The organism is Janthinobacterium sp. GW456P (assembly GCF_002127655.1).
In the GTDB taxonomy this organism is placed as follows: domain Bacteria; phylum Pseudomonadota; class Gammaproteobacteria; order Burkholderiales; family Burkholderiaceae_D; genus Janthinobacterium.
The window spans coordinates 59,711-85,022 of sequence record NZ_NEHB01000012.1 but is presented as its reverse complement, the minus strand read 5'-3'; the positions used below and the strand labels follow the sequence as shown (position 1 = coordinate 85,022).

The window sequence follows — 25,312 nt, the reverse complement described above, 5'->3', positions numbered from 1 at the left end:
ATGCGAAAACGGCGCCCGCGGGCGCCGTTTTTCTGGTCCTGTGTCAACTTACTCGCCCAGCAGTTCCGCTACCACTTCCATGCCTTGCACGCGCTCGGCGACGACCTTCACCATGACGATGATGGGCACGCCCAGCAGCAAGCCCCAGACGCCCCACAGCCAGCCCCAGAACAGCAGGCTGACGAACACGGCCGTAGGATTCATGCGCGCGATGCGCCCCGTCATCCAGGTGGTGACAAAGGTGCCGACCAGGGTGGCGATGGCCATCGAGGTGCCCGTCACCAGCAAGACCATTTCCAGCGATTCGAACTGCAGGAAGGCGACCAGCCCCGTGGCGATGGTGATGAGCAAGGGGCCGAAATACGGCATGATGTGCAGCAAGCCGGCCACGATGGCCCAGGCGCCCGCGTTTTCCAGACCGATCACGCGCAGGGCGATCCACATCAGGACGGCCAGCAAGACATTCGTGACGAGCAGCATGAACATATAGTTCTGGATCGAGGTATTGATGTCTTCCAGGATGTGCACGGTGACCTTCTTGCGGCTGAGCGACGGCCCCGTCAGTTTGACGAGCTTGCGCTTGAAGGTGTCGCCCGACAGCAGCAGGAAGAATACGAGGAAGATGACCATGGTCGCCTGGCTGAGAAAGCCCACCAGGCCCAGCGAACCGGCCCAGACCCAGTCCATGATCTTGAAGTTGGGCGCCTCGGCGGCGGCGGCACGGCGGTTGTTGCGGCGCGCTTCGGCGCCGGCGGCCACTTGCTCGATTTCATTGGCCACGGCCTGCATTTTCTGGAAGGTGCTGTTCTTGCCGCCCGTATTGGCGGCGATGAGCCGCGACAATTTATGCGTGGCGGCCGGCAGCTCTTCCACGATGGATTCGAATTCGCCCTGCACGCGTTCGACCACGACGATGGAGCCGAACAGGATCAGGGCGGTGACGGCCGTGGCGCCGATGGCGCGCGGCAGGCGCAGCTTTTCCAGCCAGGCGACGACGGGATTGAGGGTATAGGCAATGAAAATGCCGAAGATGACGGGAATGAGGAATTTCTGTGCCCACTGCAGCGCATAAATGAAGCTGACGGTGGCGATGATGCCCAGGGCCATGCCACGCGCATTGACGTGCAGCGGCAAACGCAGGGAGGCGTCCGGGTGCTCCACTGGCGCGCCGGGAGGGGTCCCGGCAGGCTCGGTGGAGGCAGCCGCCACCGGCTCGGGCGGGATATCTGAAGGCTGGGTATGCATGCGAGTCCCGCGACGGTCGGTGGAGGGCCGCAGCGCCAGCCGTGGGGCTGGCCGCTGCGGCAGGTCAGGCCATTACTTGACGCGGATGTCGTTTTTCACCGACTTCACGCCCTTGACGCCACGGGCAACTTCGCCCGCTTTGGCGGCATCGGATGGCTGGGCCACGAAGCCGCTCAGCTGAACCACGCCCTTGAAGGTTTCAACGTTGATTTCCGTCGATTTCAGGGTAGGCTCGTTGAAGATGCTGGCTTTCACTTTGGTGGTGATGGCCGCGTCGTCGATGTACTCGCCCGTGCCTTCCTTGGTTGGGGTCGATGCGCAACCTGCAACGGCGAACAGGGAAGCGACGAAAAGGCCAGTAGCGATAGATTTAGTGAATTTCATGGTTTTTTCCTTAGGAGTGGTCAATCAATGTGCTCACAATGAGCTTCTTATACCAGTGTGGCAACTGCGCGCCCGAGGGAGCTCAGTAGTCAAACTGGGTTTTTGCAGCCTTGATACAGTCATCCTTGGCTGCGCCGGCCAATGCATCGCATTTTTCTGTCGCGACCTTGTACTCGGCTTTTCTTTTTGCTTCACGCGCATCGCTGCGCGCTTCGATGACTTTCTTGTCCGCCTTGGCGTCGGCCAGGGCCGCCACCTTGGTGGACTTGGCCAGCTTGACGCAGACATCCTTGTCGTTGCCCGTCAGCGCATTGCAGCGCGCCAGGTCGACGTCGTAATTGGCATCGGCAATCTTGATGCGCGCCTTGGTGTAGGCGCGCAGGGTATTCGTGTATTGCGCCTGGGCCACGGCTTCATCGTAGGCGCGCACGGCCTTGGCTTCGGCGATGCAGACATCCTTGGGGTTGCCCGTGATTTTTTCGCACTCGGCATGCGCCAGCTTGTAGTTCAGTGCCGCCTGTTCATTGGCCGCCTTGTAGGCCGCTTTCGCTTCCGGCGTGGCGGCCACTGCCTGGCCACCCCAGGCGGCGCATGCCAGGCTGACGACGATGGCGGTGAAGAGCTTGTTCTTGTTCATATTGCATTTCTCCCTGGTGGTGCCAAACATGTCTGCTTGGCATGACTACCGTTTTACGTGGATCGCGGCCACCCTTCTGTACGCTGCCGTACACAAGTAGTTTATTTTGAAAGCGGAAGGTCAATATGGAGAAATAACCACGTTTTTGCCGGATCGCTCCAGCTCGCAGTACCCTTTTCGACTGCAAATAAGTACGTGCGGCAGCGTACAGACCGGGGACAGGGGCATGACTAAGATGGCACTACACCCTCACCTCGTCAGGAGAATAAAATGAAAACCAACGCCACCTTGGCTGCACTGATGCTCGCCGCCACCGCCGTACTGAGCGGTTGCGCCACCGGTCCTACCCAATCACAACAGTATTACCCGGCCAACCAGCCTGAGTCCGCCATGTACGGCACCGTCGACTCCATCCAGATCGTGCAGGGTGGCGGTCAAACCAGCGGCGCGGGCGCCGTGGTCGGCGGCATCGCCGGCGCCCTGCTGGGCAATACCATCGGTTCGGGCAGCGGACGCACGGCCGCCACCGTGGCGGGCGCCGTCGCCGGCGGCGTCGTGGGCAACCAGGTCGAAGGCCGCAGGCAGCAGGCGCAGGCCTACCAGATCAGCGTGCGTCTCGACAATGGCGAATACCGTACCGTAGTGCAGGACAATGCGAATGATTTGCGCCCGGGCAACCGCGTGCGCGTCGTCGACGGCCGCGTCTACCGCTATTAATTCTCGGCGGAGCTTGTCAGCAGGCATCCGCCATACCGCATGAGTCGTACCATAACAAGGAGTTGCCATGGGCACCATCATTCTGATCATCTTGATCCTGGCCCTGGTCGGCGTCCTGCCTACCTGGCCGCATAGCCGCAACTGGGGTTACGGCCCCAGCGGCATCGCCGGCCTGGTCGTAGTGATACTGATCCTGCTATTACTGACGGGCAGGTTGTAAAAAAAGGCGCTACGGCGCCTTTTTTATTTCAAGGAGGAAATATCATGACTATCCACAATACACTCTTGGCCACCCTGTTCGCCTGCAGCCTGGCGCCGATGGCCCTGGCGCAGACGGCCACGCCGCAGCCGGGCGACCCGCAACGCTGGTACCAGGAAGACAGCACGGCGCAAGCCCAGCTGCGCACTTTGCGCAAGGAAATCGCCGCCGCCCTGGCCGAGGCCAAAAAAGCATGTCGTTCGGAACCGTCCGCCACGCGCGCCAGCTGCCTGAAGGAGGCGCAAGATACTTACCGGCAAGACATGGCGAACGCGGAAAAACTGCGTGTAGCGGCGCATCCGCAGTGATGTGCCGTTTCGGGCAACGCCGGATCAGGCGGCATCGCGCTCGTAGGGCGGCAGTTCGTGCACCACGAGCGGCGTGTCTTCGGTGACGAAGGCCAGCCAGCCGGCCGCCTTGATCGCGCGCAAGCCATCCTGGTAGCCCTGCTCCCAGCGCCACTCGATGGAGCCCTTGGAGAAATTGATGTCCTTGGCCGCCATGTGCCAGTCGCGCCCCGCATACGGCAGGCGCACGATGTGCATGGTGCTGTCGCAGCCCAGCGCTACCAGCTCTTCCGTCTGCTGACGGTTGTGCTTTGTGTCGGGCAGACCAGCGTACAACTCGCGCAATTTGCGCTGCAAGGTATGTGTATTGACATAATCGGCGATATGCCGCTTCGAGCGCGACGCGAAGGTGACGTCCTTTTGCCGCGTCTGCACCTCATCGAGGGTGGTCGGTTCCGGCCCTTCCGAGCTCCACAGGTCGACCATGAAGACCAGGGTATCGACGTGGGGCGTGTCGTCGAGCACGGTTTCCAGCGGCGTGTTCGAGTACAGGCCGCCATCCCAGTATAAATCGCCATCGACGCGCACGCCGGCAAAGCCGGGCGGCAAGGCGCCGCTGGCGCGGATATGGTCCGCCGTCAGGGGCTGCTGCTGGCTGTCGAAACTGGTGAGGCTGCCGCATTTGACGCGCAGGGCATTGACCGTCAGGCGCATGCCGCCGGGCTGGTTCAGATAATCGAAATCGACCAGTTCCTCAAGGGTATCGGCCAACTCGCTGGTGTCATAAAAGCTGGCCTCTTCCGGCTTGACGGCGATTCCGACGGGAAACAGACTGAAGGCGCGCGGCTTGAAGAAGCCGGGCACGCCGCGCAGCACGGTATCGAGCGTGGCCAGCCAGATGTTCGAGCGGCGCTGCTGGTCCGAAACGAGGTTCATGTCGACGCTGTCGCGGTGCGCCATGCGCTGCCAGAACTGCTTCAGACGCACGAGCCTGTCTTCGTGCTTGTTACCTGCCAGAATGGCGGCATTGATGGCGCCGATCGAGGTGCCCACCACCCAGTCGGGCGCCAGGCCATGTTCGTGCAGCGCGTGATAGACGCCGGCCTGGTAGGCGCCCAGTGCGCCGCCGCCCTGCAGCACCAGCACGATGCGCAGGCGCGAGGGATTTAACTGATTGATTGGTGTCTTCGAATTCGTCATCAAGATGGCCCCTCTGTCCGCCGCGCGAAATACGGTGTGAATCATTGTAAGGGATTGCGCCTGCCCGTGCCGGACGTTGGGTACGGGCAAAAAAAACGCCGTCAATGACGGCGTTCCTGTGCAACATGGCTGGCGTTCAACGCTTTCGGCGCAGCCAGCTGGCGGCCACGGCGGCTACGGCCACGAGGACCAGGGCCGGCTTGACCAGCTTCTTGCGCCCGATAAACGATAGCGCCGTCAGCACGTAGGGCATGGCGCCCTGCAAACGCATGCCGCCCGGCGCCAGCAGGGACTCGACGCGGTGGCCGGCAAAGCCGACCGCCGTTTCTACCACGCCCTGCAGCAGCGATTCGGGACGCAGGGCATAGCCCACGTTGGCACGCGCATGCACGATGCCCACGCGATACATTTCGCCCTGGGCAATCAGCAGGCGCTTGCGGGCGGCTTGCGCCGCCAGTTTGTCGGTTTCCGACATGAATTCTCCTCGTGAGCCCGCTTACATCAGCATGTCGCGGTCGGCCTTCAATTCCGCCATGGTGGCGGGCATGGACAGCTTTCCTTGACGCAGCATGGCGCGCGCATACATGACCAGCGCGATGGCCAGCAGTACGAACACGACCGTCATGATCGCCAGGATCTTCCAGCCCAGGCTATCCCAGGCCAGGAAAACGATCAGTACGCTGCCGTAAGCGATGGCAAACAAGCCCGCCACTGTCGCCAGGGCGAAAATGACCACGAGCTGCAGCATGTGATTGCGCACTTCCGACAGTTCGATGGTGGCCAGTTCCAGCCGCGACAACATCAGTCCGACGGCGTTTTTGGCCAGGCCGGCGACCGAGCCGATCAATCCCGGCCCTTGGTGAGACGAAGCAGACTTGTCCATATCGCTCCTGACAATGGATTACTTGCGGCCCAGGATGAAGCCGACCAGTACGCCGACGCCAGCGGCGACGGCTACCGTGCGCCATGGGTTTTCCTTGACGTAGCCATCCGCCTGAGCAGCCATCTGCTTGGTGGCGACGATGGCCGACGCTTGCGCTTCATGCGCCTTGGCCAGGGCCGCGTCCAGGGTTTTCATGCCCTTGATGCGCACTTCATCGGCTTTTTCGCCGGTCAGGGCGGCAGCGGCGCTGAACAGGGCTTGCGCATCCTTGACCAGGGTTTTGACATCGTTATTGACGGTGGTGATATTGTTTTCCAACATGGTTCAGCTCCTTAGCTTGTGGATGAATGTAGTTACTATACCTACTTTACTCAAAAACACTATTCCATTAGATCGCGCATATCATCGGCGTGCTCTTCCTCGACAGCCATGATCTTGATCAACAAATGACGCGTGGTCGGGTCTTTGTCGCCAATTTTCACGATCATCTGGCGATACGATTCGATGGCTACCCGTTCCGCGATCAGATTGGCACGCACCATGCTTTGCACGTCTTCGGAGTCATCATACTCGGCATGGCTGCGCGCAAGCAATGTTGCAGGATTAAAATCTGGCTTGCCATTGAGTTGCACGATGCGTTCGGCCAGCCAGTCGGCGTGTTCCTGCTCCTGCTGCGCATGCTCAAGGAACTCGGCCTTGATGCTGCCGTTGTCGCGTCCGCTCACCGTGTAGTAATGGCGTTTATACCGCGCAATACACACCAGTTCAGTGGCCAGCGCCCCATTCAACAGGGTGATCAACTCCTCGCGGTCGGCCTGGTAGCCGGCCGTCACGGCGCCGTCGTCCAGGTTTTTCGCGGCGGCGCGGATGGCGGCCGTATCGATGCCGGCTGGAGTCTCAACAGATGTTAGTGTCATGATGCTTCCTTTCAAGTATTACATGGGTATCCACCGGCCAGATTGCGGCCGGTGCTGCCTTTCTACTGCCGCACCAGGCGGTGCGGCTTAGCGGCGGGCGGGAATGGCCGTGTTGTCCTCGGACAGGACGATTTCCACCCGGCGATTCAGCTGGCGGTTCGCTGCCGTATCGTTGCCGGCGGCCGGATAGGCGGCGCCATAGCCTTTCGTGGCGATGCGGTCGCGGCTGATGCCTTGCTCCAGCAGCGCATTGCGCACGGATTCGGCGCGGCGTTGCGACAATTCCAGGTTATGCGCGGAACCGCCCGTGCTATCGGTAAAGCCTTCGATCAGCACGGTACGCTGCGGGTTGTTTTTCAGCACCTCGGCCAGCTTGCGCGCCGTATTCATGCCATCGGCCGTCAGGTTCGCCTTGTCCGTGCCAAACAGCACGTCGCCCAGGGTAATGACCATGCCGCGTTCGGTTTTCTTGGCGGCCAGATCGGCCAGCTGCGCTTCGAGCCCGGCGGCGCGCGCCTGCGCATCGCGGGCCGACGCTTCAGCCGCTTGCGCCTGGGCCTTGGCCGCTTCCGCATCGGCCTGCGCCGCCTGGGCACGGGCCGTGGCCTGGTCAGCCTGCTGCGTGCGCGCATCGAGGCGCAACTGGTCGCGCTGCTTGCCCGCGTTGGCGATATCGGCTTCGGCCGCTTTCTGCTTGGCGACTTCTTGCGCCGTGGCTATCTTTTGCTTGGCCAGGTAGGCCAGCTTGTCGACTTTTTCGCTATCTTCCTGGCGCGTGGCGGCGGCATTTGCCGCTTCCAGGGCAGCGCTCGCTTCGCGGAATTCGCGCGGCGCATAGGTCGATACCATCGGATTCGATTGCGCCGCCATGTAGTCGCCGCGCGTCTGGTCGAGCAGGCTGGTGGTGGTCGGTGCGGAGCTGCAGGCGGCAACAAAAGCGGCCATGGCCAGCAGGCCGGGGATGGTGGTGTAGGTAGCTTTTTTCATGATGGGGTCCTGTTATTAGTTATTGTTTTGGGGCTTGCTGGTTGGCACGGTCGAGCTCTTCGCGCATGACGCGGATGTTCTCGTTGATTTCATCGGCGGCGCTGGTGGCTTTGGCCGAGTTGGCCTTGCTTTGCGCCAGCTTGGCATCGGCTTGCGCCTGGTCGGCCAGGTCGCGCGCCGTCTTGTAGTCGCGGTCTTTCAGGGCCTGGTTAGCCATGCGCATTTTTTCCCGGGCCGAACGCATTTCATCGGGTGCCAGGTCGGCGGCGCCGGCGCTGGCGGCGTTATCGACGGCGGCGCGCGACACGGCGACATCGGCCGTGGCCGGCGTTTTCATGCTGGAGCAGCCCGTCATCAGGACAACGGCCGTGGCGCAGGCGGCCAGGGCGGCCAGTGGGGACATCTTGAAATCTCGGTTTGTCATTTTTTTTCTCCTGGAGAATTGTTAAGCGTAGGTATCAACGTCGGTACATCTGGAATCAGGAACTGCGTTTGATGTATGACGTTATAGGCTCCGGCTCTCCGCATATCCGTTCGGTGCCGCACATAGAGTAGGAAATCGACAATACTTGCATCGGCAACGTGCGCCAGCGCACGTGCCGGACCGCAAAAGCGAGAAACGGGCCCGGCTTTGGAGCGATTCCTGTAGCATCGTGAATACTTGTCCAGAAAGAATCGTTCACCATGCAACTGTCACGCCGCCAGAAAATCGCCCTCGCCAGCACTGCCGTGCTCATCGCCCTGCCCGTCACGGCCGCCATCGTCCTGATGAATATGGACTGGAATCGCGCCAAGCCCTGGCTCAACGCGCGCGCCAGCGAAGCGCTGGGGAGACCGTTCGCCATTGCCGGCGACCTGACGCTGACGTGGCAGCAGCCAACGGCGGCGGGGCAACCAAGCTGGCGCGCCTACCTGCCGTGGCCGCACTTGCAGGCAAAGGACGTTCGCCTGGGCAACCCGAGCGCCATGGCGGGGACGGGTGACCAGGCGCCGTTGGCCAGCGTCAGCCAGCTGGCGTTTTCGCTCAATCCCCTGGCCTTGCTGGACAAAAAGATCGTCATCCCCGAATTGCGTTTCGACACGCCGCAGGTGAATTTGTTGCGCAACAAGGACGGCAAGAACAACTGGACCTTCGACAAGCAGCAACAGCCATCGCCGTGGCAGCTGGAACTGCAAAGCGTGGTCTTCAGCAAGGGCACGGTCGTGCTCGACGATGACGTGACGGGCACGGCCATGCGCGCCGATGTCGACACCATCGCCGGCGATACGCGCTACGGCATCGCCTGGACGCTATCGGGCAAATACCATGGAGAAACCATCAAGGGCGGCGGCAAGGCGGGCGGCGTGCTGTCGCTGCAGCAGCAAGGCAGGCCCTTCCCCATCCAGGCCGACATGCGCGCGGGCGGCAGCAGCGTGGCCATCGAAGGCACCCTGACGCGTCCGGCGGACTTGGCCGCGCTCGACGTGCGCCTGAAGCTATCGGGACCCAGCATGGCCCGGCTGTATCCCTTGACGGGCGTATTGCTGCCGGAAACGCCGCACTTCAGCACGGAAGGCCATTTGACGGGCACCGTGGCGCCGCGCGGCGGCGAATGGGTGTATGACAAGTTCAGCGGCAAGGTGGGATCGAGCGACATCGGCGGCAAGCTGGCCTTTTCCGCCAGCAAGCCGCGCAAGCGTCTGACGGGCGAAGTCCACTCGCGCCTGCTGCAATTTTCCGACCTGGGCCCGCTGGTGGGTGCCGATTCCAGCGCCAGCAAAAAGGAACGGGGCGTGACATCGACACAGCCGGCCGGCCGCGTGCTGCCGGTGGAAACATTCAAGACGGAGCGATGGACCAGCCTGGACGCCGACGTGCGCTACACAGCCGATAAAATCACGCGCGATGCCGAGCTGCCGATCAGCAAGCTCGACACGCATGTGGTGCTGACGGATGGCGTGCTGTCATTGACGCCGCTCAACTTCAACGTGGCGGGCGGCACCCTGACGTCGCAAATCAAGCTTGACGGCAGCGGCAAGGTCATCGCCAACGGCATCGCGGCCGAACTCAAGGCCAGTGCCCGTCATCTGCACATCCAGCAACTGTTTCCCCGCCTGCCCGCCCTGCAGGCCAGCGTGGGCGAAATCAATGGCGACGCTTCGCTGTCGGCCACGGGCAATTCCGTCGCCACCTTGCTGGGCAGCTCGAACGGCGAAGTGCGCGCGCTGATCAACCGGGGCAGCATCAGCAAGCTGCTGCTGGAAGAAATGGGCTTGAATATCGGCAGCGTCGTGCTGGCCAAACTGGCTGGCGACAAGCAGGTCAAGCTGAACTGCATGGCCGCCGATTTCGCCGTCACCAAAGGATTGATGCGCACACGCCAGTTCATCGTCGACACGGATGATGCCGTCCTGTATATCGATGGCACGGTGAACCTGGCCGATGAACGGCTGGACCTGACCTTGCGGCCGGACAGCAAGGGCTTGCGCGTCTTTTCGCTGCGCTCGCCCCTGTATGTGCATGGCACTTTCAGCAAGCCCGACGTGAGCGTCGACAAGGGCGTGCTGGCCTTGCGTGCCGGCGGCGCACTGGCGCTGGCCGTGGTGGCGCCCGTGGCGGCGCTGCTGCCGCTGGTGAATACCGGCCCCGTCGAGGATAGCGAGTGCGCGGCACTGCTGGCCCAGGCGCGCGTGAAACCGGTGGCGCCCAAGCCGGGGAAAGGCGTACGCAAGGCGCGCTGAACGCGGCGTGGGCGCCTTTACAATTGTTACACCCCTATGTGCGTTGCCGAACAGACCCTGCCTTGCCGCAATCCTATGCTGTGATCGTGCCTGAAACACACGGCGTCACGAAGTCATCCGGCCCATACCATGCCGGCGCCACGAGGTCCGAATTCATAGGAGAACTATCATGCAAATCATTAAAAAAATCGCCGCTACCACTTCCGTTGCCGCCCTGCTGCTGAGCCTGACGGCTTGCGCCAACATGTCCGCCCAGGATAAAAACACGGCCATCGGCGCCGGCGTCGGCGCCGTTGCCGGTTCCGTGCTGACGGGCGGCAGCGCCGTCGGCGCAGTCGGCGGCGCCGCTGTCGGCGGCGTGATCGGCAACCAGGTCAAGCCGAAGTAATTGTTGCTCAAGAAAGCGGGGTGGGTGCGCAGGCGCCCGCCCCGCTTTTTTGCGTCCGCGGCACAAGGATAAAAGCCAGCGGGATGAAGGCAGGCCTGATGCAAGGCAAGCGAGGAAAGTCAGACGAAGACGTTGGCCATGCCGATGGTGCCGCTATCCTTGACCAGCTCGTAGCAGCGGCAGGATACGGATTCCAGGCCGGCGGAATCAAGGATTTCGATATTGCCGCGGCTGTAAGTGATGAGTTTTTGCTGTTGCAGCGCGCTCGCTGCCTTGGTCACGCCTACCCGCCGCACACCCAGGGTATGGGCGAGGAATTCATGCGTGAGGTGAAATTTTTCGGATTGCAGGCGGTCGCGCGTGATCAGCAGCGAACGGGCCAGGCGCGCCTCGAGCACGTGGAAGCGGCTGCACACGGCAATCTGGATGGCTTGCGCCAGCAGGGTGTCCGTGTAGCGGTACAGCAAGCGCTGCAGGGACTCGAGCTGGGCGAACTCGGCGCAGAAATCGGCCCGCGCGATACGGCTGGCCATGCCGGAACGTTGCACCACGGCACGCACTTGCGCCAGGTCGTGGCCGAGCGCGACGGACGCGCCCAGCACGCCTTCGCGGCCGACCGAGCCCACTTCCAGGGTCATGCGGCCTTCCGCCACGGCCAGCAGCGAGATCAGGCAGTCGCGGGGGAAATAAATGTGGCCGATAGGCTGGCCCGGTTCGTACAGCACCTCGCCTACCTCGACCGTGACGGTATCGAACAACGCCGTCAGGTGCCGCAAATCGTGCTCGGGCAGGCTGGCCAGCAAGCGGTTGCCGGCGTCAGGCGCGCCCACGGACGACCCCAGGCCGGATCGGCCTGTGTCGCGGGACAGGGTCATGCTGGCGTTCGTTGGTGGCATTGCTTTTCCTTGGTGTCGTTACAACTCGACATAATTTTTACTTAGCCTACGGTGCAGTACCGCCCATGTATGTACGGTGACGCACGGAAGCGCGGCAAGCAGTACAGCACACTGGCCGTATGCACGGATAACAGCACTACCCATTTCATTATTTTAAAAAAACAAGGAGCTTTCCATGACCACCACCACCAAATCCCTCCATCCGCTGGTACTTGCCGCCGCCGTCGCCGTCCTGCTGTTCTGCGGAGTGGGCACGGCGGCCCTGATGGGCTGGCTGCCTTCGTCCCAGAGCGACAGCCAGCCGCTGGCGGCCGGCACCTCGGCCGAGCAGATGGCCAACCTGCAGGCGAACCAGCCGCAAACGAACCTGCAGCCTGCCGGCGCGCAGCCGCTGGCCGCCCTGCCGCCTCAGCAGCAGCAACAGCAACAACAACCAGTGCGCCAGCCGCAGCAGCAACCGCAGTACGCGGCCGCCCCGGCGCCGGCACCGCAGGTATGCGGCAATTGCGGCGTGATCGAAGCCATCCATGAAGTCAATACGCGCGCCGAAGGCAGCGGCGTGGGCGCGGCCGGCGGCGCCGTCGTCGGCGGCTTGCTGGGCAACCAGGTAGGCGGCGGCCACGGCAGGCAGCTGGCCACCGTGCTGGGCGCCGTCGGCGGCGCCGTGGCCGGTAATCAGATCGAAGGCAGCGTGCGCGCCACGCGCAGCTACAACATCGTCGTGCGCCTCGATAACGGCAAGACGCGCACCGTACATCAGAGCGCCGCGCCGAACTGGCGCCAGGGCGATCGCGTGCGCGTCGTCAACGGCGGCTTGCGCGCCATGGGTTAAGCGAAGCGCGGCGGCGCCGCTGCCGCGATGAGTTGCAAATTCAACACACGCCCGGCCTGTCCGGGCGTTTTCTTTTTGACAATGTTCGTTGGCGTACAGATGAGTTTGCCGTCCCGCGAGATGATGCATTCAAGAAAGTTCAACGAATATCTTCAAGGAGGTGCGATGGAAAACGACAAGACAAACAGTCACCGGATCTGGCTCGGCTTTATCGGTGGCGGCATATTGGCCACGGCGCTGGGCTTTTGCGCGCTGGATCTGGCGCCCGTGCAAACAAGCGCGCCCGTGTTTGGCGTCATGCTGCTGTTGACCGGCGGCATGGTCAGCTGCCTAGCTGGCGCCGTCGGCATGGCCGGCATGCTGGCCTGGATACCTGGCATGGCCGATGAACGCGCCGACCGCTCCCGCTAGTTAAGCCTTGTGTACGACAGCGTACAGAACGCAATGAAAACAAAGTAGACACTTAGTCATGGCATAAGCGTTCAGCGACCCGGTCGCCGCGCAATGACAAAAACTGATGACAGCGCAAGGCCACGGCAGCCGCCGTCATCCACACATTACTCTCGGAGGACACATCATGCTGTATACAATCGCCGTCGTACTCATTATTCTTTGGCTGCTGGGCCTGGTAACTTCCTATACCATTGGCGGCTTCATTCACATCCTCCTGGTGGTGGCCGTCATCATGATCCTGTTGCGTTTGATCAGCGGGCGCGGTTTATAGAGGCCAATCCATTGGCCAGACAGGGGCGGCGCGCGTGCAAACGGGCGCCGCCCTTTTTCCGCCTTTTACGTACAGTGCGCGCGCACTGGCACACTGCGGCATTTTGCAGTAACGTGTGCAGGTAATTCCTGGGTATGTCCCAATAACAAAACAAGGAGAAAATCCATGAAAGAAGCATTCAAAAAAGGCCCTGGCGCCACATCCCTGATCGGCATGCTGGTGATCGCGCTGGCCGCCACCGGCTGCGCGGATATGTCCTCGACGCAACGTGGCACGGCCACGGGCGCTGGCATCGGCGCGGGCCTGGGCGCCTTGATCGGCGGCACCACCGGTGGCGGCAGCAGCGGCCGCACGGCCGGCGGCGCGCTGATCGGTGCCGCAGCTGGCGCCGTGGTCGGCAATATCTGGTCGAACCGCATGGAAAACCAGAAGCGCGCGATGGAGCAAGCGACACAGGGGACTGGTGTGCAAGTGTCGCAAACGGCCGATAACCGCCTGAAAATGGAAATCCCGAGCGACATTTCCTTCGACACCAACCGCGCCGACATCAAGGGCAACTTCCGCCCCATCCTCGACCGCTTTGCCGCCACCCTGAACGAAAACCCGAACACCACGGTCAGCATCATCGGCCATACGGACAGCACGGGCAGCGATTCCATCAACGAACCGCTGTCGGTGGAGCGCGCGGCCCACACGCGCGACTACCTGTCCATGCGCGGCGTCTCGCCGACGCGCATCGTCACGGAAGGCCGCGGCGCCCGCGAGCCGATCGCCTCGAATGCGGATGCCTCGGGACGCGCACGCAATCGCCGCGTGGAAATTTATGTCGCGGAGCTCGCTCCACGGGGGTAACACCGAAGCGCGCCTATTGCGCCTCTCCCTTCCGCCCGCGACGGTTTTGTTCGGTGTCGGGACGTTGACATCAAAATCAAGATCGTAAAAAAACCCGCCGGCAAGGTCTCCTGCCGGCGGGTTTTTTCTATTGAAGACAGCCTATTCTGAAACAGCTTATTTCGACGTCGTTGCCTTGGCGCCGCTGTCGCCCTCTTTCGCCACCTTGGCAAAATCGCCCGCCACCACCACCGACACGGCCGCCGGCTTCAGGTATTCGCGCAGGCCCTGGTTCACTTGCGCCAGCGTCAAGGCAGCCACTTTCGCTTCCAGCTCCTTGTCGTAAGCCATGGTACGGTCTTGCGCCAGGTAGCTGGCGAGGCCGCTGGCCAGAGCGCTGTCCTGCGTGCGGCTCACTTCTTCCGATTGCAGCCAGCCCTTTTTCGCCTCGGCCAGTTCCGCTTCCGTGAAGCCGTCGGCCAGCGCCTTGGCGATTTCCTCGCGCAGGGCCGCTTCCACCTTGAGCGTGTTTTGCGGCGCGCTGATGGCATACGCCATCCAGTAGCCGGCCGGCTCGCGCGACGGCACGCTCACTTGCGAACCGACGCCGTACGACAGGCCTTCCTTCTGGCGGATGCGGTCGGCCAGGCGGCTGCGCAAGGCGCCGCCGCCGAGCATGTGATTGGCGATCAACAAGGCCGGATAACTGGCGGCATCATCCTTGAGGGGAATCGGCTGGATGGCGAACAGCACGCTGTTGGCCTTGTCCGGCGTTTCCAGCGTGACTTTCTCGCCGCTCACAGGCTTGACGGCATCGGGAATGCGCACATACGGCTGCTGCGTCTTCCAGCTGCCGTACAGGCTGGCCACTTGCGCCTTCAGCGCGGCCGGGTCGAAGTCGCCCACGGCGGCAAACGTGGCGTTCGACGCGCCATAGTAGGCGCCATGGAACGCTTTCACATCGGCAACCTTGATGGCCTTCCATTGCGCCAGTTCGGCTGGCAAGGTGGCCACGTGGCGCACATGGCCTTCCGGCGTGGCGTCGAGCAGGCGGCGGAAGGCGTTCACGGCCAGCGGCTGCGGTTCAGGCAATTCCTGCTCCGCGCGGCCGACGCGCTCGCGCTGCAATTCCAGGAATTCCGTTTCGCTCAGGGCCGGCTTTTGCAGCACTTGCGCCAGCAGGTCCATGGCGGCCGGCAAGTTCTCGCGCTTGCCCATCAGCATGGCGGTCACGCCCTCGGCGCCGCCCGTGATCGCCACTTGCGTGCCCAGCTGGTCGAACTTGTCCTTCACTTCCTGGCGCGACAGTTTATCCGTGCCGCGCGACAACAGATTGGCCGTGTAGCTGCCTACTTGCCCCTTGCCGCGCAAGCTCTCTTCGCTGCCGATCTGCAATTTCAACACGACGCTGACGGTATTGCCCTTGGTTTTCTTCGGCAGCAAGGCGCCCTTCAAGCCGTTCGGCAAGGTGAAGCGCGTGGTGCGCGCTTCGATATTGTCGGGGCTGGGGTCGAACGCTTCGCCCTGCGCCACAACGGCGCGGCCCGTGTAGCCGGCCAGTTGCGGCGCCACGTCGGCATAGGCCGGCACCACGGTGCGGTCCGGCGCATCGGTGGGGATGAAGCGGCCCAGGGTGCGGTTCGAGCTCTTCAGGTATTTCTCGGCCGCCGCCTGCACCTGCGCCGTCGTCAGCTTGTCGAGCTGGTCGCGCTGCAGGAAGAACAAGCGCCAGTCGCCGGCCGCCAGCGACTCCGTCAGGGCGATCGTCATGCGCGCCGTATTCGACGTGATCAGCTCGACCTGCTTGTTCAGCTGCTGTTTCACGCGCGCCACTTCCGCATCCGTGATCGGCTGCGATTTCAGTTCTTCCAGCACTTTCAGCATGGCCGCTTGCGCCGCGTCGAGGTTGCCGTCGACGGGCACCAGGGCGCCGAACAGGTTGTAGCCCGGCTCCAGGTTGCTCACCGAGTTGTATTCGATCTTGCTGGCCAGCTTGGTTTCCACCAACGCCTTGTGCAGGCGGCCGGCGGGCGCGTCCGTCAGCACGTGACCGAGCACCTCGATGGCGACAGCGTCCGGGTTGCCGGACGGCGCCACGTGGTAGCCGGCGCCGACGAACTGCGTGCCGCCGCTGCGGCGCACCGTCACGGCGCGCTCGCCATCTTGCACGGGTTCGGCCGTGTAAGTCGGTTCGATGACGCGCGTCGGTTTCGGGATCTTGCCGAACAGTTCATTGATCTGCTTCAACACCTTCGCTTCATCGAAGCGGCCCGCCACCATCAGCACGGCATTATCCGGCTGATAATATTTATGGTAAAACGCGCGCAGGCGCGGAATGTTGACTTGTTCGATGTCGGAACGGGCGCCGATGGTCGACTTGCCGTAGTTGTGCCAGTCATAGGCGACGGCCTGGATGCGTTCGCTGGTCACGCCGATCGGGTCGCTCTCGCCCATTTCGAACTCGTTGCGCACGACGGTCATTTCGCCCTTCTGCGTTTTCGGATTCCACAGATCGTTCTGGTCGATGGCCGCGTTGACCATGCGGTCCGCTTCCATGGCCAGCATCTGGCGCAGGTTGTCGTCGTTGGCGGGGAACGTGGCGTAGTAATTGGTGCGGTCATACCAGGTGGTGCCGTTGAAATCGGCCCCCGTCGAGTTCAGGATCTCGACCGGGGTTTTCGTGCCCTTCTTGACGCCGAAGTTGGCGCTGGGCTTGAACAGCAAGTGCTCGAGCAAGTGGGCCATGCCCGTTTCGCCGTAGTTTTCATGGCGCGAACCGACCAGGTAGACGATGTTGGTGGTCAGGGTCGGCTTGCTGGCGTCCGGGAACAGCAGCACGCGCAAGCCATTGGCCAGGCGGTATTCGGTGATGCCTTCGACGGACGTGACTTTGACGGCGGCGGCACGGTTCGATGCGGCCTTGCCGGTTTTCTGAATCGGCGCGGCTTCGACCGGGGTGGCGGCCAGGATGAGCGACGGCGAGAGGATGCCGGCGGCAAGCAGGAGGGCGGTAATAGGTTTCAAGTCAGAATCCTGGTAACACTACGTTATTAGACGAGCGCAAAAGCGGGCGCAATGGAATACGAACGCAAGAATTGCCATGGACCCGCGCTGCGTCTTCGCTGCCCAGGGAAATCATTGCTCTCGCAATTTACGGCATACTTGTCAGTTACGCAAGTCCCTGTCATCGGGCTGTTATGCGCGCGTGTTATACTCCACGGTTCCAGAACTATCTGCCTGTATATGAGACGAGCTCTCGTCCTGCTCTGCCTTTTTGTCTTCATTGCCTTACCCCAGGCGTTCGCCAGCATGGCTGACGCCAGCCCTTCCTCATTCCAGCATGCAATCGCGGCCGGCGCCACTGCCACGCCTGGCACCATCGCCGATTGCCTTGATCCCGGCACCCATGCGGGCCAGCCCGGCGACAGCTGCGACACCGACGAATGCGACAACGACCCTATCACGCTATACCCGAGCTCGCGCCAGGGAGCGCCGTTTTGCGCCATCATTTGGCAAGCGGGACCGGGGGCACTTGCCGAAGCGGACGCGCGGCAGGCCACCCGGCCGCCGCGCGTCCGCCGCCACTTCACGCAATCGCAACACGGTTCCCTGGGGCACTGGCCGCCAGGCAAGCTTGATACTTACTGACTTTACAAGGTTACACACATGGAATGGTTATTTGACCCGACAATCTGGGTCGGCCTGCTGACGCTGGTCGTACTGGAAATCGTACTGGGCATCGACAACCTGATCTTCATCGCTATCCTGGCCGAAAAGCTGCCGCCGCACCAGCGCGACAAGGCCAGGGTGCTGGGCCTGACCCTGGCTCTCGTCATGCGCCTGGGCCTGCTCTCGCTGATTTCCTGGCTGGTCACCCTGACGACGCCCTTGTTTTCCATATGGGCCTTCTCATTTTCGGGGCGCGACCTGATCCTGCTCATCGGCGGCCTGTTCCTGCTGTTCAAGGCCACCAGCGAGCTGCACGAGCGCCTCGAAGGCGTCACGCATGCGCAGACGGGACCGAAAGTCTACGCCGGCTTCGGCCTCGTGGTGGCGCAGATCGTCGTGCTCGATGCCGTCTTTTCGCTCGACGCCGTCATCACGGCCGTCGGCATGGTGGAAAACCTGTACGTGATGATGGCGGCCGTCGTCATTTCCATCGTCGTCATGATGCTGGCCTCGAAGGTGCTGACGCGCTTCGTCAACGCCCACCCCACCGTCGTCGTGCTGTGCCTGAGCTTTTTGCTGATGATCGGCCTCTCCTTGGTGGCCGAAGGCCTGGGCTTCCACATTCCGAAAGGCTACCTGTACGCCGCCATCGGTTTCTCGATCGTCATCGAGTTCTTCAACCAGTTGGCGCGCCGCAACTTCCTCAAGCTGCAGTCGAACGCCCCGCTGCGCGACCGCACGGCGCAAGCCGTGCTGAGCCTGCTGGGCGGACGCAAGGGCCGCGAAGCCGTGGAAGAGCACGAAGTCAAGGAATTGCCCGACGTCTCCGCCTTCGGCGTGGAAGAGCGCAACATGGTCAGCGGTGTGCTGACCCTGGCCGAACGCTCGATCCGCTCCGTGATGACGCCGCGCGGCGACGTCTCCTGGGTCAACCTGAACGACAGCGGCGAGAAGATGCTGCAATTGCTGCGCGACACGCCGCACAGCATGATTCCAGTCTGCAATGATGACCTCGACAATGTGGTCGGCATCGCGCGCAGCAAGGACCTGATCGAAGACCTCGTCTCGCGCGGCAAGATCGACCCGGCCAGCATGCGCGAAGCCGTCGTCGTCCCGGAAGCGGCCGGCGTGCTGAAAGCCATGGAGACCTTAAAGCGCTCACGCGGCCAGCTGGTGCTGGTGGTCGACGAGTTCGGCACGGTGCAAGGCGTGCTCACGCCGATCGATATCCTGGAAGCCATCGCCGGCGAATTCCCCGACGAGGATGAGCAGCCGGACGTGGAAGTGCTCGGTCCAGGCCACTGGCGCATCGACGGCGCGACGGACCTGCATTACCTGGAGCAAGTATTCGAGACGGAAACCCTGGTCAGCGAAGACGGCGAGTACAACTCGCTGGCCGGCTTCCTGCTGGCGCATTTCGAAAACATGCCGGCTGTGGGCGAAGTGCTGGAACTCGACGATCTGCGCTATGAAATCCTCGAGGCCGATGAGCGCCGCATCGCCAGCGTGGACGTGCGCCGCATCGAGCCCGATCACAGTTTGTAACACAATGGCAAGCGTGCCCCGCTTGCCATGCCGTATGCTGGGGTCTGCCTTTTCCGGAGACGCCCACATGAAACATTCTTTGCTACGCCTGACCCTGCTCACTTGCGCCGCCTTAGGCAGCCAAGCCCAGGCCGCCTCGCCATCCGCCACCATCAAGCCTGGCCTGTGGCAAGTCGACAGCAAGATGGCGTCGCCCGACGCCGCCACCGACAACGCCATGTCCATGGTGTTGCAGCAGCTGGGCAACCTTCCTCCCGATCAACGCAAGCAGCTGGAAAGCATGGCCGCCAGCCGCGGCATGGCCATGCCCACCGTGGGCACCGACGGCGCCGTGCGCGTGACGGCCTGCGTGACGCCGGACATGGCCGCGCGCAAGCAGATTCCAACGGGCCAGCCCGGTGATTGCACCTCGAAGAACAAGGACATCGCGGGCGGCATGCAGGTGTCGTTCACCTGCGCCAACCCGAAATCGAGCGGCGAAGGCAAGGTGATGTTCAGCGGCGACCAGGCGTTCAGCATGCAGCTGGCGGTGACGACCAGCGCGCGCGGCACGCCGGAGCAGGTGAATGTGACGAGCAACGGCAAATGGCTGGGAGCAACGTGCCCTGCCCCGTCCGCCGCCTCTGCTCAGAAACCGTGACGGAAACCCATATTAAAAGCGGCATCGCCGCGCCCCGCGTCGCTGGCATTGCCCACCGTGTAGCGGGCGCCGTTCTTGTTGTGGATCTTCGCGTAGGACGCGTAGAAATCGCTGCGTTTTGACAGCGAATACGTGAGGCCGACGGCCACCTGCTTGGCGTCGCGGTTGGCCAGGTCGCGGTCATCCTTGCGCACGTACGAGGCCAGCAGCTTGAAGCCGCCCACGGGCACGGACACGCCCAGCAGGGTATCGCGGCTGTCCGAGGACGACATCGACAGGGCCAGCGAGCTGTAGGCATTGTTCGGGTCCCACGGCGAGCTGCCATAGCCCTTGTTCACGCCTACGGCGGCAAAGGCGGTGGCCACTTTCAGGTCGATGTTCGCCGCGATCAGGGTGTTGCGCGACGACATGTCGATGGCGGGCAAGGTGCCGGAGGCGAGGATGAAGTTGTTCTTGCGCTGGTGCGACACGCTGACATTCACGGCGCCGGCCGAATAGCCGAGGGTGGCGCCATAGGCGCGGTTGTTGGCGCTGCTGTATGGCGACTCGCCGAAGCTGTAGATGGCGCTGGCCGTCACGCCGCGCAAGGCGGGCGTCACGTATTTGACGGTATTGTCGTAGCGTTTCACGCTGTAGCCTGCCAGGTTGCTGGCGCTGCCGGCCATGCCGCCCTTGAATGGGTCGGCCACGTCGGTCAGGGCCAGGTATTGCAGGTTGTACTGGCGCCCCAGGGTCAGCGCGCCCAGGCGGCTGTCGAGGCCCACGTAGGCTTGCCGGCCGAACAAGCGGCCTTCTTCCGATTGGCCCGTGTCGTTGTGGACGCCCGCTTCCAGGGTAAAGACCGCGGAGACGTCGTTGCCCAGCGCTTCGCGCCCCTGCACGCCCAGGCGCGAGCCGGAGGCGACGCCGCCCGATACCTTGGTGCCTGCGCAATTGCCGGCGCAGCCCCGCTCGGCCACGATGCCCGCGTCGAGCACGCCGTACACGGCAACGTTACTGGATGCGGCACTGCCCGCGCCATCGGCAGCCTGGGCCGTCGCGCCCAGCGCGAAAGGCCCCATCCCTATCACAGCAAGCGCAAAATACGAGGTCTTCATGATAAATATCTCGGTAACGTGGAAAAGTAAACTACCCGGTATTGATCAGGACATGCGCTGTGTGTCTGATCCAAGTGTTACCTTATCCTCGCTTTTTGTCCAGCCATCCGTGCGTTGTACAACAGAAACTTCAGCTTAGTCTCAAGAAACACGTCGCACACTGACAACACGCAAGATTGGCCATGATTGTGGCAATATGCGGCAAAATGGCGTGAATTGCAGGCCCTGCAGTAAAGCAATGTTCGGTGGCGAACGTTGCGCGATCTGACGCAGGCGGTACACTACTGGTTTTACCGACAGCGGCTCGCCCGTTTTTTCTGCATGCTTGCTATCCTCGAACGCATTGACCCCAACTCCAGCAATATCGACTTGCTGGTGGAATTATTCAACTCATTGCGTCCCAAGCGCCCCCACGACAGCGCTACCGCGATCGCCAACGTGCGCACCCTGCGCCAGCTTCTCAAAGGTAACCCCGCCCAGGCGCGCGCCCTGCACGAATACGTGCTGCGCGTGCTGGCCGCGCGCCGCCACGCCAGCCTGTACACCGACATCGGCGTGCTGTCGAACAGCGGCTTCTTTACGGAATTGAAACGCCGCATCGCCTACCGCATGCTGCCACCCGCCCTTGGCGATGAATACCTGAACGACGCGCTCGATCAGGTGCTGTACCTGAAAACCGATTATTTGTGGATCAGCAACGTGCCCGCCACGGACTGGCTGGAACTGTTCGACGTATTGACCAGCGACGAGGTCGAACTGGCCATCGGCGACGGCAATATCATGTTGCCAGGCATGCTAGACGCCATCCGCACCCTGTCCTACCGCGTCTGCGCCATGGGCCTGGAACCGGAACTGACGCGTTTCCACAATGAAATCGAAGTGTTCCAGTCGCCATTCATGGTGCAGAACACGGAAGTGAACGCCTACCTGGATGCCTACTCGAGCCTGCTGCAAGGCGACATCGAGCACATCGAGGACGCGCGCCATTTGCTGGTGATGCTGGACCAGTGCGACGCCGTCATTGCCAAGATCCGCAAGAAAGCGCTGTACCAGGGTACCAGCATTCCCCTCACGTATTTATTGGTGGCGCTGGCGCAAAGCATCGACCGCCTGCGCAAGCTGCTGTTCCTCGTCGACACGAGCGGCGAACTGCCCGCATCGGGCAACGTGGATATCGACGCCATCACGGTCGATGCCACGCAGGACTTGCTGCACCCGCAGCCCGTCAGCCGCCGCCGCGCGGGCGCCGTGGGGCTGGCGCTGGAACTCATACGCGCGCATAACCACAAATACAAGGTCAGCGACCTGTTTTCCGACAATATCAACTTGCTGGCGCGCAATGTGACGGAAAACGCCAGCCGCACGGGCGAGCACTATATCGCGGAAAACCGCCGCGAAATGGGCGCCATGTTCCTCTCGTCCGCAGGTGCGGGCGTGATCATCGGTTTCATGGCCCTGTTCAAGATATTGATGTCGTATCTGCGCTCGGCGCCGCTGGTCGAAGCGTTCATGTTCAGCATGAACTACTCGATCGGCTTCATGTTCATCCACTTGCTGCACTTCACGGTGGCCACCAAGCAGCCGGCCATGACGGCCTCGCGCATCGCCGCCGGCCTGCACAGCAAGGATGGCCGGAATATCGACCTCGACAGTATGGCGGAACTGATCAACAAGGTCTTCCGCACGCAAAACATGGCCGTGCTGGGCAACCTGGCGACGGCCATCCCCACGGCCTGGCTGATCGCGCTCGGCTACAAGGCGATCACGGGGCACAACCTGGTGACGCCGGAAAAAGCCATGCATCTGCTGCACGATATCGACCCCATCGGCAGCCCCGCCATCTTCTACGCCATGATCGCCGGCGTGTGCCTGTTCGTGGCGGGCCTGATTTCCGGCTACTACGACAACCAGGCGCTGTACACGCGCTGGGCGCAGCGCATCGCGCAATTGCGCGGCCTGGGCCGTGTCATCGGCCAGGAGCGCTTGCAACGGCTGGGCCTGTACCTGGAAAACAACCTGGGCGGGCTGATGGGTAACTTCTATTTCGGCATCCTGCTCGGTTCCATCGGCACCCTCGGTTTCCTGATCGGCTTGCCCATCGATATCCGTCACATCACCTTTTCGGCCGCCAACTTTGCGACAGCCCTGGTGGGACTCGACCACAATATGAGCTGGCAACTGGCCGTCAAGTCGCTGTCGGGCATCTTCGCCATCGGCACGGCCAACCTGCTGGTCAGCTTCGGCCTGGCCCTGTGGGTGGCGCTGCGTTCGCGCCAGGTGCGTTTCAAGCACGGCATGCAATTGTTGAAAATCCTGGGCAAGCGTTTCCTGCGTTCGCCCATCGTCTTCTTCTTTGGTTCGAAAAACCCGCCACCGCTGGCACTGGCCGACGACTCGGCAAACCTGTCACTGACAAACAAGGCTCAAAAATGACCACCAGGCGCATGCAATCCTGCCTCACCGCCCTCCTGCTGTGCTGGACCCTGGCTGCATGCGCCTCGCTGCCCGATGTCAAGAATCTCAACACCACGCTGGAACCGGTGGCCAAGCCCAAGGTGATCACGGGCAAGGGCGCCGTGCTGAACGTCAACAGCCGCGCCGCCCTGCTCAACAAGCGCTGGGCCAGGTCCGGCATGGACTTGAAGACCCAGGCCGCGCTGGAAGAAGCGGCCACGGGCGTGCCTTTGATCAAGGGCAACAAGGTCACCCTGCTGTTCGACGGCCCGCAAACCATGGCCGCCATGTTCCAGGCCATCAGCGACGCCAAGACCAGCATCAACCTGGAAACGTATATCTTCGACCAAGACCCGCTGGGCCTGAAGTTTGCCGACATGCTCATCGAAAAGCAGCAATCGGGCGTGACGGTCAACGTCATCTACGACAGCGTGGGCACCATCGGCGTGCCGCAGGCGTTTTTTGACCGCATGCGCGCGGCCGGCGTGCACCTGGTGGCGTTCAATCCCGTCAATCCCGCCAAGCTCAAGGGCGACGACTGGAAGATCAACAACCGCGATCACCGCAAGGTGCTGATCGTCGACGGCAAGACGGCGTTTACGGGCGGCATCAATATCAGCGACACCTATGCGAAAAGCTCGCTGTTCCGCTCAAAATCGAAGCCCACCGACAAGAAGGACGTGGGCTGGCGCGACACGCACGTGAAAGTGGAAGGCCCGGCCGTGGCCGCCTTCCAGTGGCTGTTCATCCGCACCTGGGCTCAGCAGGACCAGGCTGACTTACCGGACGCCAATTATTTCCCCGTACTTCACGAAGTGGGCGACAAGCTGGTGCGCGTCGTGGCCAGCGAGCCGGACGGCGGCTTTGAAATCTACAAGGCTTACATCCTGGCCATCCAGGAAGCCAAAAAATCGATCCACATCACGTCCGCCTATTTCGTGCCCGACCAGCAGACGGTGGACGCGCTGGTCGCCGCCGCCAAACGGGGCGTGGACGTCACCGTGGTGCTGCCCGGCGTGTCCGACAGCGGCCTCGTGTTCCATGCGGGACACGCGCTGTACGATCAGCTGCTGGCCGGCGGCATCCGCATCTTCCATTTGAAACTGGCCGTGCTGCACGCCAAGACGGCCGTCATCGACGGCGCCTGGTCAACGGTCGGCTCGACCAACATCGACATGCGCAGCTTCCTGCACAACAGCGAGCTGAACGTGATCGTGCTGGGCGACAGCTTCGGCCGGGAAATGGAAAACGCTTTCCAGGAAGACTTGCGCGACTCGGAAGAAATCACGAAGGCCAAGTGGGAATCGCGGCCCTGGGCCGACCGCATGAAGGAATGGGCGGCGCGATTCATGAATTACTGGTTATAAGCACCGATCAGGTGACTGGATATTTGCACAAATATGCACTATATTGCACCAATAGTATGACGATCGTCGTGCTGCTCATATCTGGAGTGGACCATGGGAACCGTGCGCAAGACCATTACTTTGACGGACCAGCAGGACGACTGGATCAAGGCGCAAATTGACGCCGGGCGCTATACGAATGACAGCGAATACATCCGCGACCTGATCCGGCGTGAACAAGAACGCAGCGCCGAACTCGATGCGATCCGCGCGGCGCTGGTGGAAGGCGAGGCAAGCGGTGAACCCCAGCCTTTCGATGCCAGGGCTTTCAAGCAAAGAATGCTGGCAGCGCATGGCTGAATACCGGCTGACGCCCGCCGCCGAGCATGATCTTGAGGCGATCTGGGCTTATACGTCGCAGCGGTGGGACGTGCAGCAGGCCAGTCTTTATCTTGACAACATGACGGCGGCCTTCGATGACCAGGCACGCGCGCCCGAGACAGCACCGGCATGCGAGCAGATTCGGCCCGGCTACCGCCGCCGCAAAGTCGGACGGCACATGATTTATTTCCGCATCACTCACTATGGCATTGCCATCGTGCGCATTTTGCATGACCGCATGGATGCGGCACGCCATCTGTAATTAAAACATC

The 25,312-nt window shown here is 62.3% G+C and carries 29 protein-coding genes; 16 read left to right on the top strand and 13 right to left on the bottom strand.

Annotated elements, in window-relative coordinates:
* Positions 1–48 precede the first annotated feature (48 nt).
* The 3 genes from CBW66_RS13205 to CBW66_RS13195 form a co-directional block, all read right to left on the bottom strand.
* Entirely contained in the window at positions 49–1,107 is a 1,059-nt protein-coding gene (locus CBW66_RS13205) for an AI-2E family transporter (protein ID WP_227742169.1), read from the bottom strand.
* A 210-nt stretch (positions 1,108–1,317) separates the two neighbouring features.
* Complete coding sequence (locus tag CBW66_RS13200) at positions 1,318–1,629, bottom strand: BON domain-containing protein (protein WP_046682432.1); 312 nt, start codon at positions 1,627–1,629, stop codon at positions 1,318–1,320.
* 82 nt (positions 1,630–1,711) lie between these two features.
* Entirely contained in the window at positions 1,712–2,266 is a 555-nt protein-coding gene (locus tag CBW66_RS13195) for a hypothetical protein (RefSeq protein WP_086138590.1), read from the bottom strand.
* Between the two features lie 270 nt (positions 2,267–2,536).
* On the opposite strand from CBW66_RS13195, the gene CBW66_RS13190 reads away from it, so the two are divergent.
* The 3 genes from CBW66_RS13190 (at position 2,537) to CBW66_RS13180 (ending at position 3,550) form a co-directional block, all read left to right on the top strand.
* Positions 2,537–2,983, top strand: a complete 447-nt coding sequence (locus CBW66_RS13190) for a glycine zipper 2TM domain-containing protein (RefSeq protein ID WP_070224919.1) — start codon at positions 2,537–2,539, stop codon at positions 2,981–2,983.
* A 67-nt stretch (positions 2,984–3,050) separates the two neighbouring features.
* Positions 3,051–3,203, top strand: coding sequence for a DUF3309 family protein (locus CBW66_RS13185; protein ID WP_010396415.1), 153 nt, complete (start codon positions 3,051–3,053; stop codon positions 3,201–3,203).
* Positions 3,204–3,247: 44 nt separating this feature from the next.
* Positions 3,248–3,550, top strand: coding sequence for a hypothetical protein (locus CBW66_RS13180; protein WP_086138589.1), 303 nt, complete (start codon positions 3,248–3,250; stop codon positions 3,548–3,550).
* A gap of 24 nt (positions 3,551–3,574) precedes the next feature.
* Here CBW66_RS13180 and CBW66_RS13175 read toward each other — a convergent pair whose 3' ends face one another.
* The 7 genes from CBW66_RS13175 to CBW66_RS13145 all read right to left on the bottom strand — a co-directional run bounded on the left by CBW66_RS13175 (position 3,575) and on the right by CBW66_RS13145 (position 7,940).
* Positions 3,575–4,729 (bottom strand): patatin-like phospholipase family protein, encoded by a 1,155-nt coding sequence (locus CBW66_RS13175; protein ID WP_086138588.1) that lies wholly within the window; start codon positions 4,727–4,729, stop codon positions 3,575–3,577.
* Positions 4,730–4,865: 136 nt separating this feature from the next.
* Positions 4,866–5,204, bottom strand: coding sequence for a hypothetical protein (locus tag CBW66_RS13170; RefSeq protein WP_070224916.1), 339 nt, complete (start codon positions 5,202–5,204; stop codon positions 4,866–4,868).
* A 21-nt stretch (positions 5,205–5,225) separates the two neighbouring features.
* Positions 5,226–5,612 (bottom strand): phage holin family protein, encoded by a 387-nt coding sequence (locus tag CBW66_RS13165; protein ID WP_070224915.1) that lies wholly within the window; start codon positions 5,610–5,612, stop codon positions 5,226–5,228.
* An 18-nt stretch (positions 5,613–5,630) separates the two neighbouring features.
* A complete protein-coding gene (locus tag CBW66_RS13160) occupies positions 5,631–5,933 on the bottom strand; it encodes a YqjD family protein (protein WP_034758939.1) in 303 nt (100 codons plus the stop codon).
* A gap of 59 nt (positions 5,934–5,992) precedes the next feature.
* Positions 5,993–6,529 (bottom strand): bacterioferritin, encoded by a 537-nt coding sequence (locus CBW66_RS13155; protein ID WP_086138587.1) that lies wholly within the window; start codon positions 6,527–6,529, stop codon positions 5,993–5,995.
* Positions 6,530–6,616: 87 nt separating this feature from the next.
* Positions 6,617–7,516, bottom strand: coding sequence for an OmpA family protein (locus CBW66_RS13150; protein ID WP_086138586.1), 900 nt, complete (start codon positions 7,514–7,516; stop codon positions 6,617–6,619).
* A gap of 19 nt (positions 7,517–7,535) precedes the next feature.
* Complete coding sequence (locus tag CBW66_RS13145) at positions 7,536–7,940, bottom strand: DUF4398 domain-containing protein (RefSeq protein WP_086138585.1); 405 nt, start codon at positions 7,938–7,940, stop codon at positions 7,536–7,538.
* A gap of 260 nt (positions 7,941–8,200) precedes the next feature.
* On the opposite strand from CBW66_RS13145, the gene CBW66_RS13140 reads away from it, so the two are divergent.
* Positions 8,201–10,237 (top strand): AsmA family protein, encoded by a 2,037-nt coding sequence (locus CBW66_RS13140; protein ID WP_086138584.1) that lies wholly within the window; start codon positions 8,201–8,203, stop codon positions 10,235–10,237.
* Between the two features lie 169 nt (positions 10,238–10,406).
* Positions 10,407–10,625, top strand: a complete 219-nt coding sequence (locus CBW66_RS13135; RefSeq protein WP_086138583.1) for a glycine zipper 2TM domain-containing protein — start codon at positions 10,407–10,409, stop codon at positions 10,623–10,625.
* 119 nt (positions 10,626–10,744) lie between these two features.
* On the opposite strand, the gene CBW66_RS13130 is transcribed toward CBW66_RS13135, so the two are convergent.
* Positions 10,745–11,521 carry a Crp/Fnr family transcriptional regulator gene (locus CBW66_RS13130; protein WP_086138582.1) on the bottom strand — a complete coding sequence of 259 codons (777 nt, stop codon included), beginning with the start codon at positions 11,519–11,521 and terminating at the stop codon, positions 10,745–10,747.
* A 175-nt stretch (positions 11,522–11,696) separates the two neighbouring features.
* Here CBW66_RS13130 and CBW66_RS13125 point away from each other — a divergent pair, with 175 nt between their 5' ends.
* From CBW66_RS13125 to CBW66_RS13115, 4 genes are all read left to right on the top strand, one after another.
* The gene (locus CBW66_RS13125; RefSeq protein ID WP_086138581.1) at positions 11,697–12,353 is read left to right on the top strand and encodes a glycine zipper 2TM domain-containing protein; all 657 of its coding nucleotides are present in this window, start codon (positions 11,697–11,699) and stop codon (positions 12,351–12,353) included.
* A 165-nt stretch (positions 12,354–12,518) separates the two neighbouring features.
* Positions 12,519–12,764 carry a hypothetical protein gene (locus CBW66_RS13120; protein WP_086138580.1) on the top strand — a complete coding sequence of 82 codons (246 nt, stop codon included), beginning with the start codon at positions 12,519–12,521 and terminating at the stop codon, positions 12,762–12,764.
* A 166-nt stretch (positions 12,765–12,930) separates the two neighbouring features.
* Complete coding sequence (locus CBW66_RS28455; RefSeq protein ID WP_121670992.1) at positions 12,931–13,077, top strand: lmo0937 family membrane protein; 147 nt, start codon at positions 12,931–12,933, stop codon at positions 13,075–13,077.
* A gap of 165 nt (positions 13,078–13,242) precedes the next feature.
* Positions 13,243–13,929 carry an OmpA family protein gene (locus CBW66_RS13115; protein ID WP_086138579.1) on the top strand — a complete coding sequence of 229 codons (687 nt, stop codon included), beginning with the start codon at positions 13,243–13,245 and terminating at the stop codon, positions 13,927–13,929.
* A gap of 156 nt (positions 13,930–14,085) precedes the next feature.
* Here the strand turns inward: CBW66_RS13115 and CBW66_RS13110 are convergent, their stop codons facing one another.
* Positions 14,086–16,932, bottom strand: a complete 2,847-nt coding sequence (locus tag CBW66_RS13110) for a pitrilysin family protein (protein WP_086138578.1) — start codon at positions 16,930–16,932, stop codon at positions 14,086–14,088.
* A gap of 285 nt (positions 16,933–17,217) precedes the next feature.
* Between CBW66_RS13110 and CBW66_RS13105 the strand changes: the two genes are divergently transcribed.
* The 3 genes from CBW66_RS13105 (at position 17,218) to CBW66_RS13095 (ending at position 19,762) form a co-directional block, all read left to right on the top strand.
* Entirely contained in the window at positions 17,218–17,556 is a 339-nt protein-coding gene (locus CBW66_RS13105; RefSeq protein ID WP_139841669.1) for a hypothetical protein, read from the top strand.
* An 18-nt stretch (positions 17,557–17,574) separates the two neighbouring features.
* Positions 17,575–19,122, top strand: coding sequence for a TerC family protein (locus CBW66_RS13100; protein ID WP_086138576.1), 1,548 nt, complete (start codon positions 17,575–17,577; stop codon positions 19,120–19,122).
* 67 nt (positions 19,123–19,189) lie between these two features.
* On the top strand, positions 19,190–19,762 hold the full coding sequence (locus CBW66_RS13095; protein WP_086138575.1) for a DUF3617 domain-containing protein: 573 nt from the start codon (positions 19,190–19,192) through the stop codon (positions 19,760–19,762).
* On the opposite strand, the gene CBW66_RS13090 is transcribed toward CBW66_RS13095, so the two are convergent.
* Entirely contained in the window at positions 19,750–20,859 is a 1,110-nt protein-coding gene (locus CBW66_RS13090; RefSeq protein WP_086138574.1) for a porin, read from the bottom strand. The two genes, CBW66_RS13095 and CBW66_RS13090, sit on opposite strands and share 13 nt — an antisense overlap.
* 321 nt (positions 20,860–21,180) lie before the next feature.
* Here CBW66_RS13090 and CBW66_RS13085 point away from each other — a divergent pair, with 321 nt between their 5' ends.
* The 4 genes from CBW66_RS13085 to CBW66_RS13070 all read left to right on the top strand — a co-directional run bounded on the left by CBW66_RS13085 (position 21,181) and on the right by CBW66_RS13070 (position 25,302).
* Positions 21,181–23,292, top strand: coding sequence for a site-specific recombinase (locus CBW66_RS13085; RefSeq protein ID WP_086138635.1), 2,112 nt, complete (start codon positions 21,181–21,183; stop codon positions 23,290–23,292).
* Positions 23,289–24,680, top strand: a complete 1,392-nt coding sequence (gene cls / locus CBW66_RS13080; RefSeq protein WP_086138573.1) for a cardiolipin synthase — start codon at positions 23,289–23,291, stop codon at positions 24,678–24,680. Before CBW66_RS13085 ends, cls begins: the two co-directional genes overlap by 4 nt.
* 93 nt (positions 24,681–24,773) lie before the next feature.
* Entirely contained in the window at positions 24,774–25,019 is a 246-nt protein-coding gene (locus tag CBW66_RS13075; protein ID WP_070224900.1) for a type II toxin-antitoxin system ParD family antitoxin, read from the top strand.
* Positions 25,012–25,302 (top strand): type II toxin-antitoxin system RelE/ParE family toxin, encoded by a 291-nt coding sequence (locus CBW66_RS13070; RefSeq protein WP_086138572.1) that lies wholly within the window; start codon positions 25,012–25,014, stop codon positions 25,300–25,302. The genes CBW66_RS13075 and CBW66_RS13070 overlap by 8 nt, the downstream gene beginning before the upstream one ends.
* Positions 25,303–25,312 lie beyond the last annotated feature (10 nt).

What these genes read in the sequence shown, in the direction of transcription:
- CBW66_RS13205 (WP_227742169.1), bottom strand. Translation starts at nt 1,107, where the DNA reads ATGGCCCTGGGCATCATCGCCACCGTCAGCTTCATTTATGCGCTGCAG.
- CBW66_RS13200 (WP_046682432.1), bottom strand. Translation starts at nt 1,629, where the DNA reads ATGAAATTCACTAAATCTATCGCTACTGGCCTTTTCGTCGCTTCCCTG.
- CBW66_RS13195 (WP_086138590.1), bottom strand. Translation starts at nt 2,266, where the DNA reads ATGAACAAGAACAAGCTCTTCACCGCCATCGTCGTCAGCCTGGCATGC.
- CBW66_RS13190 (WP_070224919.1), top strand. Translation starts at nt 2,537, where the DNA reads ATGAAAACCAACGCCACCTTGGCTGCACTGATGCTCGCCGCCACCGCC.
- CBW66_RS13185 (WP_010396415.1), top strand. Translation starts at nt 3,051, where the DNA reads ATGGGCACCATCATTCTGATCATCTTGATCCTGGCCCTGGTCGGCGTC.
- CBW66_RS13180 (WP_086138589.1), top strand. Translation starts at nt 3,248, where the DNA reads ATGACTATCCACAATACACTCTTGGCCACCCTGTTCGCCTGCAGCCTG.
- CBW66_RS13175 (WP_086138588.1), bottom strand. Translation starts at nt 4,729, where the DNA reads ATGACGAATTCGAAGACACCAATCAATCAGTTAAATCCCTCGCGCCTG.
- CBW66_RS13170 (WP_070224916.1), bottom strand. Translation starts at nt 5,204, where the DNA reads ATGTCGGAAACCGACAAACTGGCGGCGCAAGCCGCCCGCAAGCGCCTG.
- CBW66_RS13165 (WP_070224915.1), bottom strand. Translation starts at nt 5,612, where the DNA reads ATGGACAAGTCTGCTTCGTCTCACCAAGGGCCGGGATTGATCGGCTCG.
- CBW66_RS13160 (WP_034758939.1), bottom strand. Translation starts at nt 5,933, where the DNA reads ATGTTGGAAAACAATATCACCACCGTCAATAACGATGTCAAAACCCTG.
- CBW66_RS13155 (WP_086138587.1), bottom strand. Translation starts at nt 6,529, where the DNA reads ATGACACTAACATCTGTTGAGACTCCAGCCGGCATCGATACGGCCGCC.
- CBW66_RS13150 (WP_086138586.1), bottom strand. Translation starts at nt 7,516, where the DNA reads ATGAAAAAAGCTACCTACACCACCATCCCCGGCCTGCTGGCCATGGCC.
- CBW66_RS13145 (WP_086138585.1), bottom strand. Translation starts at nt 7,940, where the DNA reads ATGACAAACCGAGATTTCAAGATGTCCCCACTGGCCGCCCTGGCCGCC.
- CBW66_RS13140 (WP_086138584.1), top strand. Translation starts at nt 8,201, where the DNA reads ATGCAACTGTCACGCCGCCAGAAAATCGCCCTCGCCAGCACTGCCGTG.
- CBW66_RS13135 (WP_086138583.1), top strand. Translation starts at nt 10,407, where the DNA reads ATGCAAATCATTAAAAAAATCGCCGCTACCACTTCCGTTGCCGCCCTG.
- CBW66_RS13130 (WP_086138582.1), bottom strand. Translation starts at nt 11,521, where the DNA reads ATGCCACCAACGAACGCCAGCATGACCCTGTCCCGCGACACAGGCCGA.
- CBW66_RS13125 (WP_086138581.1), top strand. Translation starts at nt 11,697, where the DNA reads ATGACCACCACCACCAAATCCCTCCATCCGCTGGTACTTGCCGCCGCC.
- CBW66_RS13120 (WP_086138580.1), top strand. Translation starts at nt 12,519, where the DNA reads ATGGAAAACGACAAGACAAACAGTCACCGGATCTGGCTCGGCTTTATC.
- CBW66_RS28455 (WP_121670992.1), top strand. Translation starts at nt 12,931, where the DNA reads ATGCTGTATACAATCGCCGTCGTACTCATTATTCTTTGGCTGCTGGGC.
- CBW66_RS13115 (WP_086138579.1), top strand. Translation starts at nt 13,243, where the DNA reads ATGAAAGAAGCATTCAAAAAAGGCCCTGGCGCCACATCCCTGATCGGC.
- CBW66_RS13105 (WP_139841669.1), top strand. Translation starts at nt 17,218, where the DNA reads ATGGCTGACGCCAGCCCTTCCTCATTCCAGCATGCAATCGCGGCCGGC.
- CBW66_RS13100 (WP_086138576.1), top strand. Translation starts at nt 17,575, where the DNA reads ATGGAATGGTTATTTGACCCGACAATCTGGGTCGGCCTGCTGACGCTG.
- CBW66_RS13095 (WP_086138575.1), top strand. Translation starts at nt 19,190, where the DNA reads ATGAAACATTCTTTGCTACGCCTGACCCTGCTCACTTGCGCCGCCTTA.
- CBW66_RS13090 (WP_086138574.1), bottom strand. Translation starts at nt 20,859, where the DNA reads ATGAAGACCTCGTATTTTGCGCTTGCTGTGATAGGGATGGGGCCTTTC.
- CBW66_RS13085 (WP_086138635.1), top strand. Translation starts at nt 21,181, where the DNA reads ATGCTTGCTATCCTCGAACGCATTGACCCCAACTCCAGCAATATCGAC.
- cls (WP_086138573.1), top strand. Translation starts at nt 23,289, where the DNA reads ATGACCACCAGGCGCATGCAATCCTGCCTCACCGCCCTCCTGCTGTGC.
- CBW66_RS13075 (WP_070224900.1), top strand. Translation starts at nt 24,774, where the DNA reads ATGGGAACCGTGCGCAAGACCATTACTTTGACGGACCAGCAGGACGAC.
- CBW66_RS13070 (WP_086138572.1), top strand. Translation starts at nt 25,012, where the DNA reads ATGGCTGAATACCGGCTGACGCCCGCCGCCGAGCATGATCTTGAGGCG.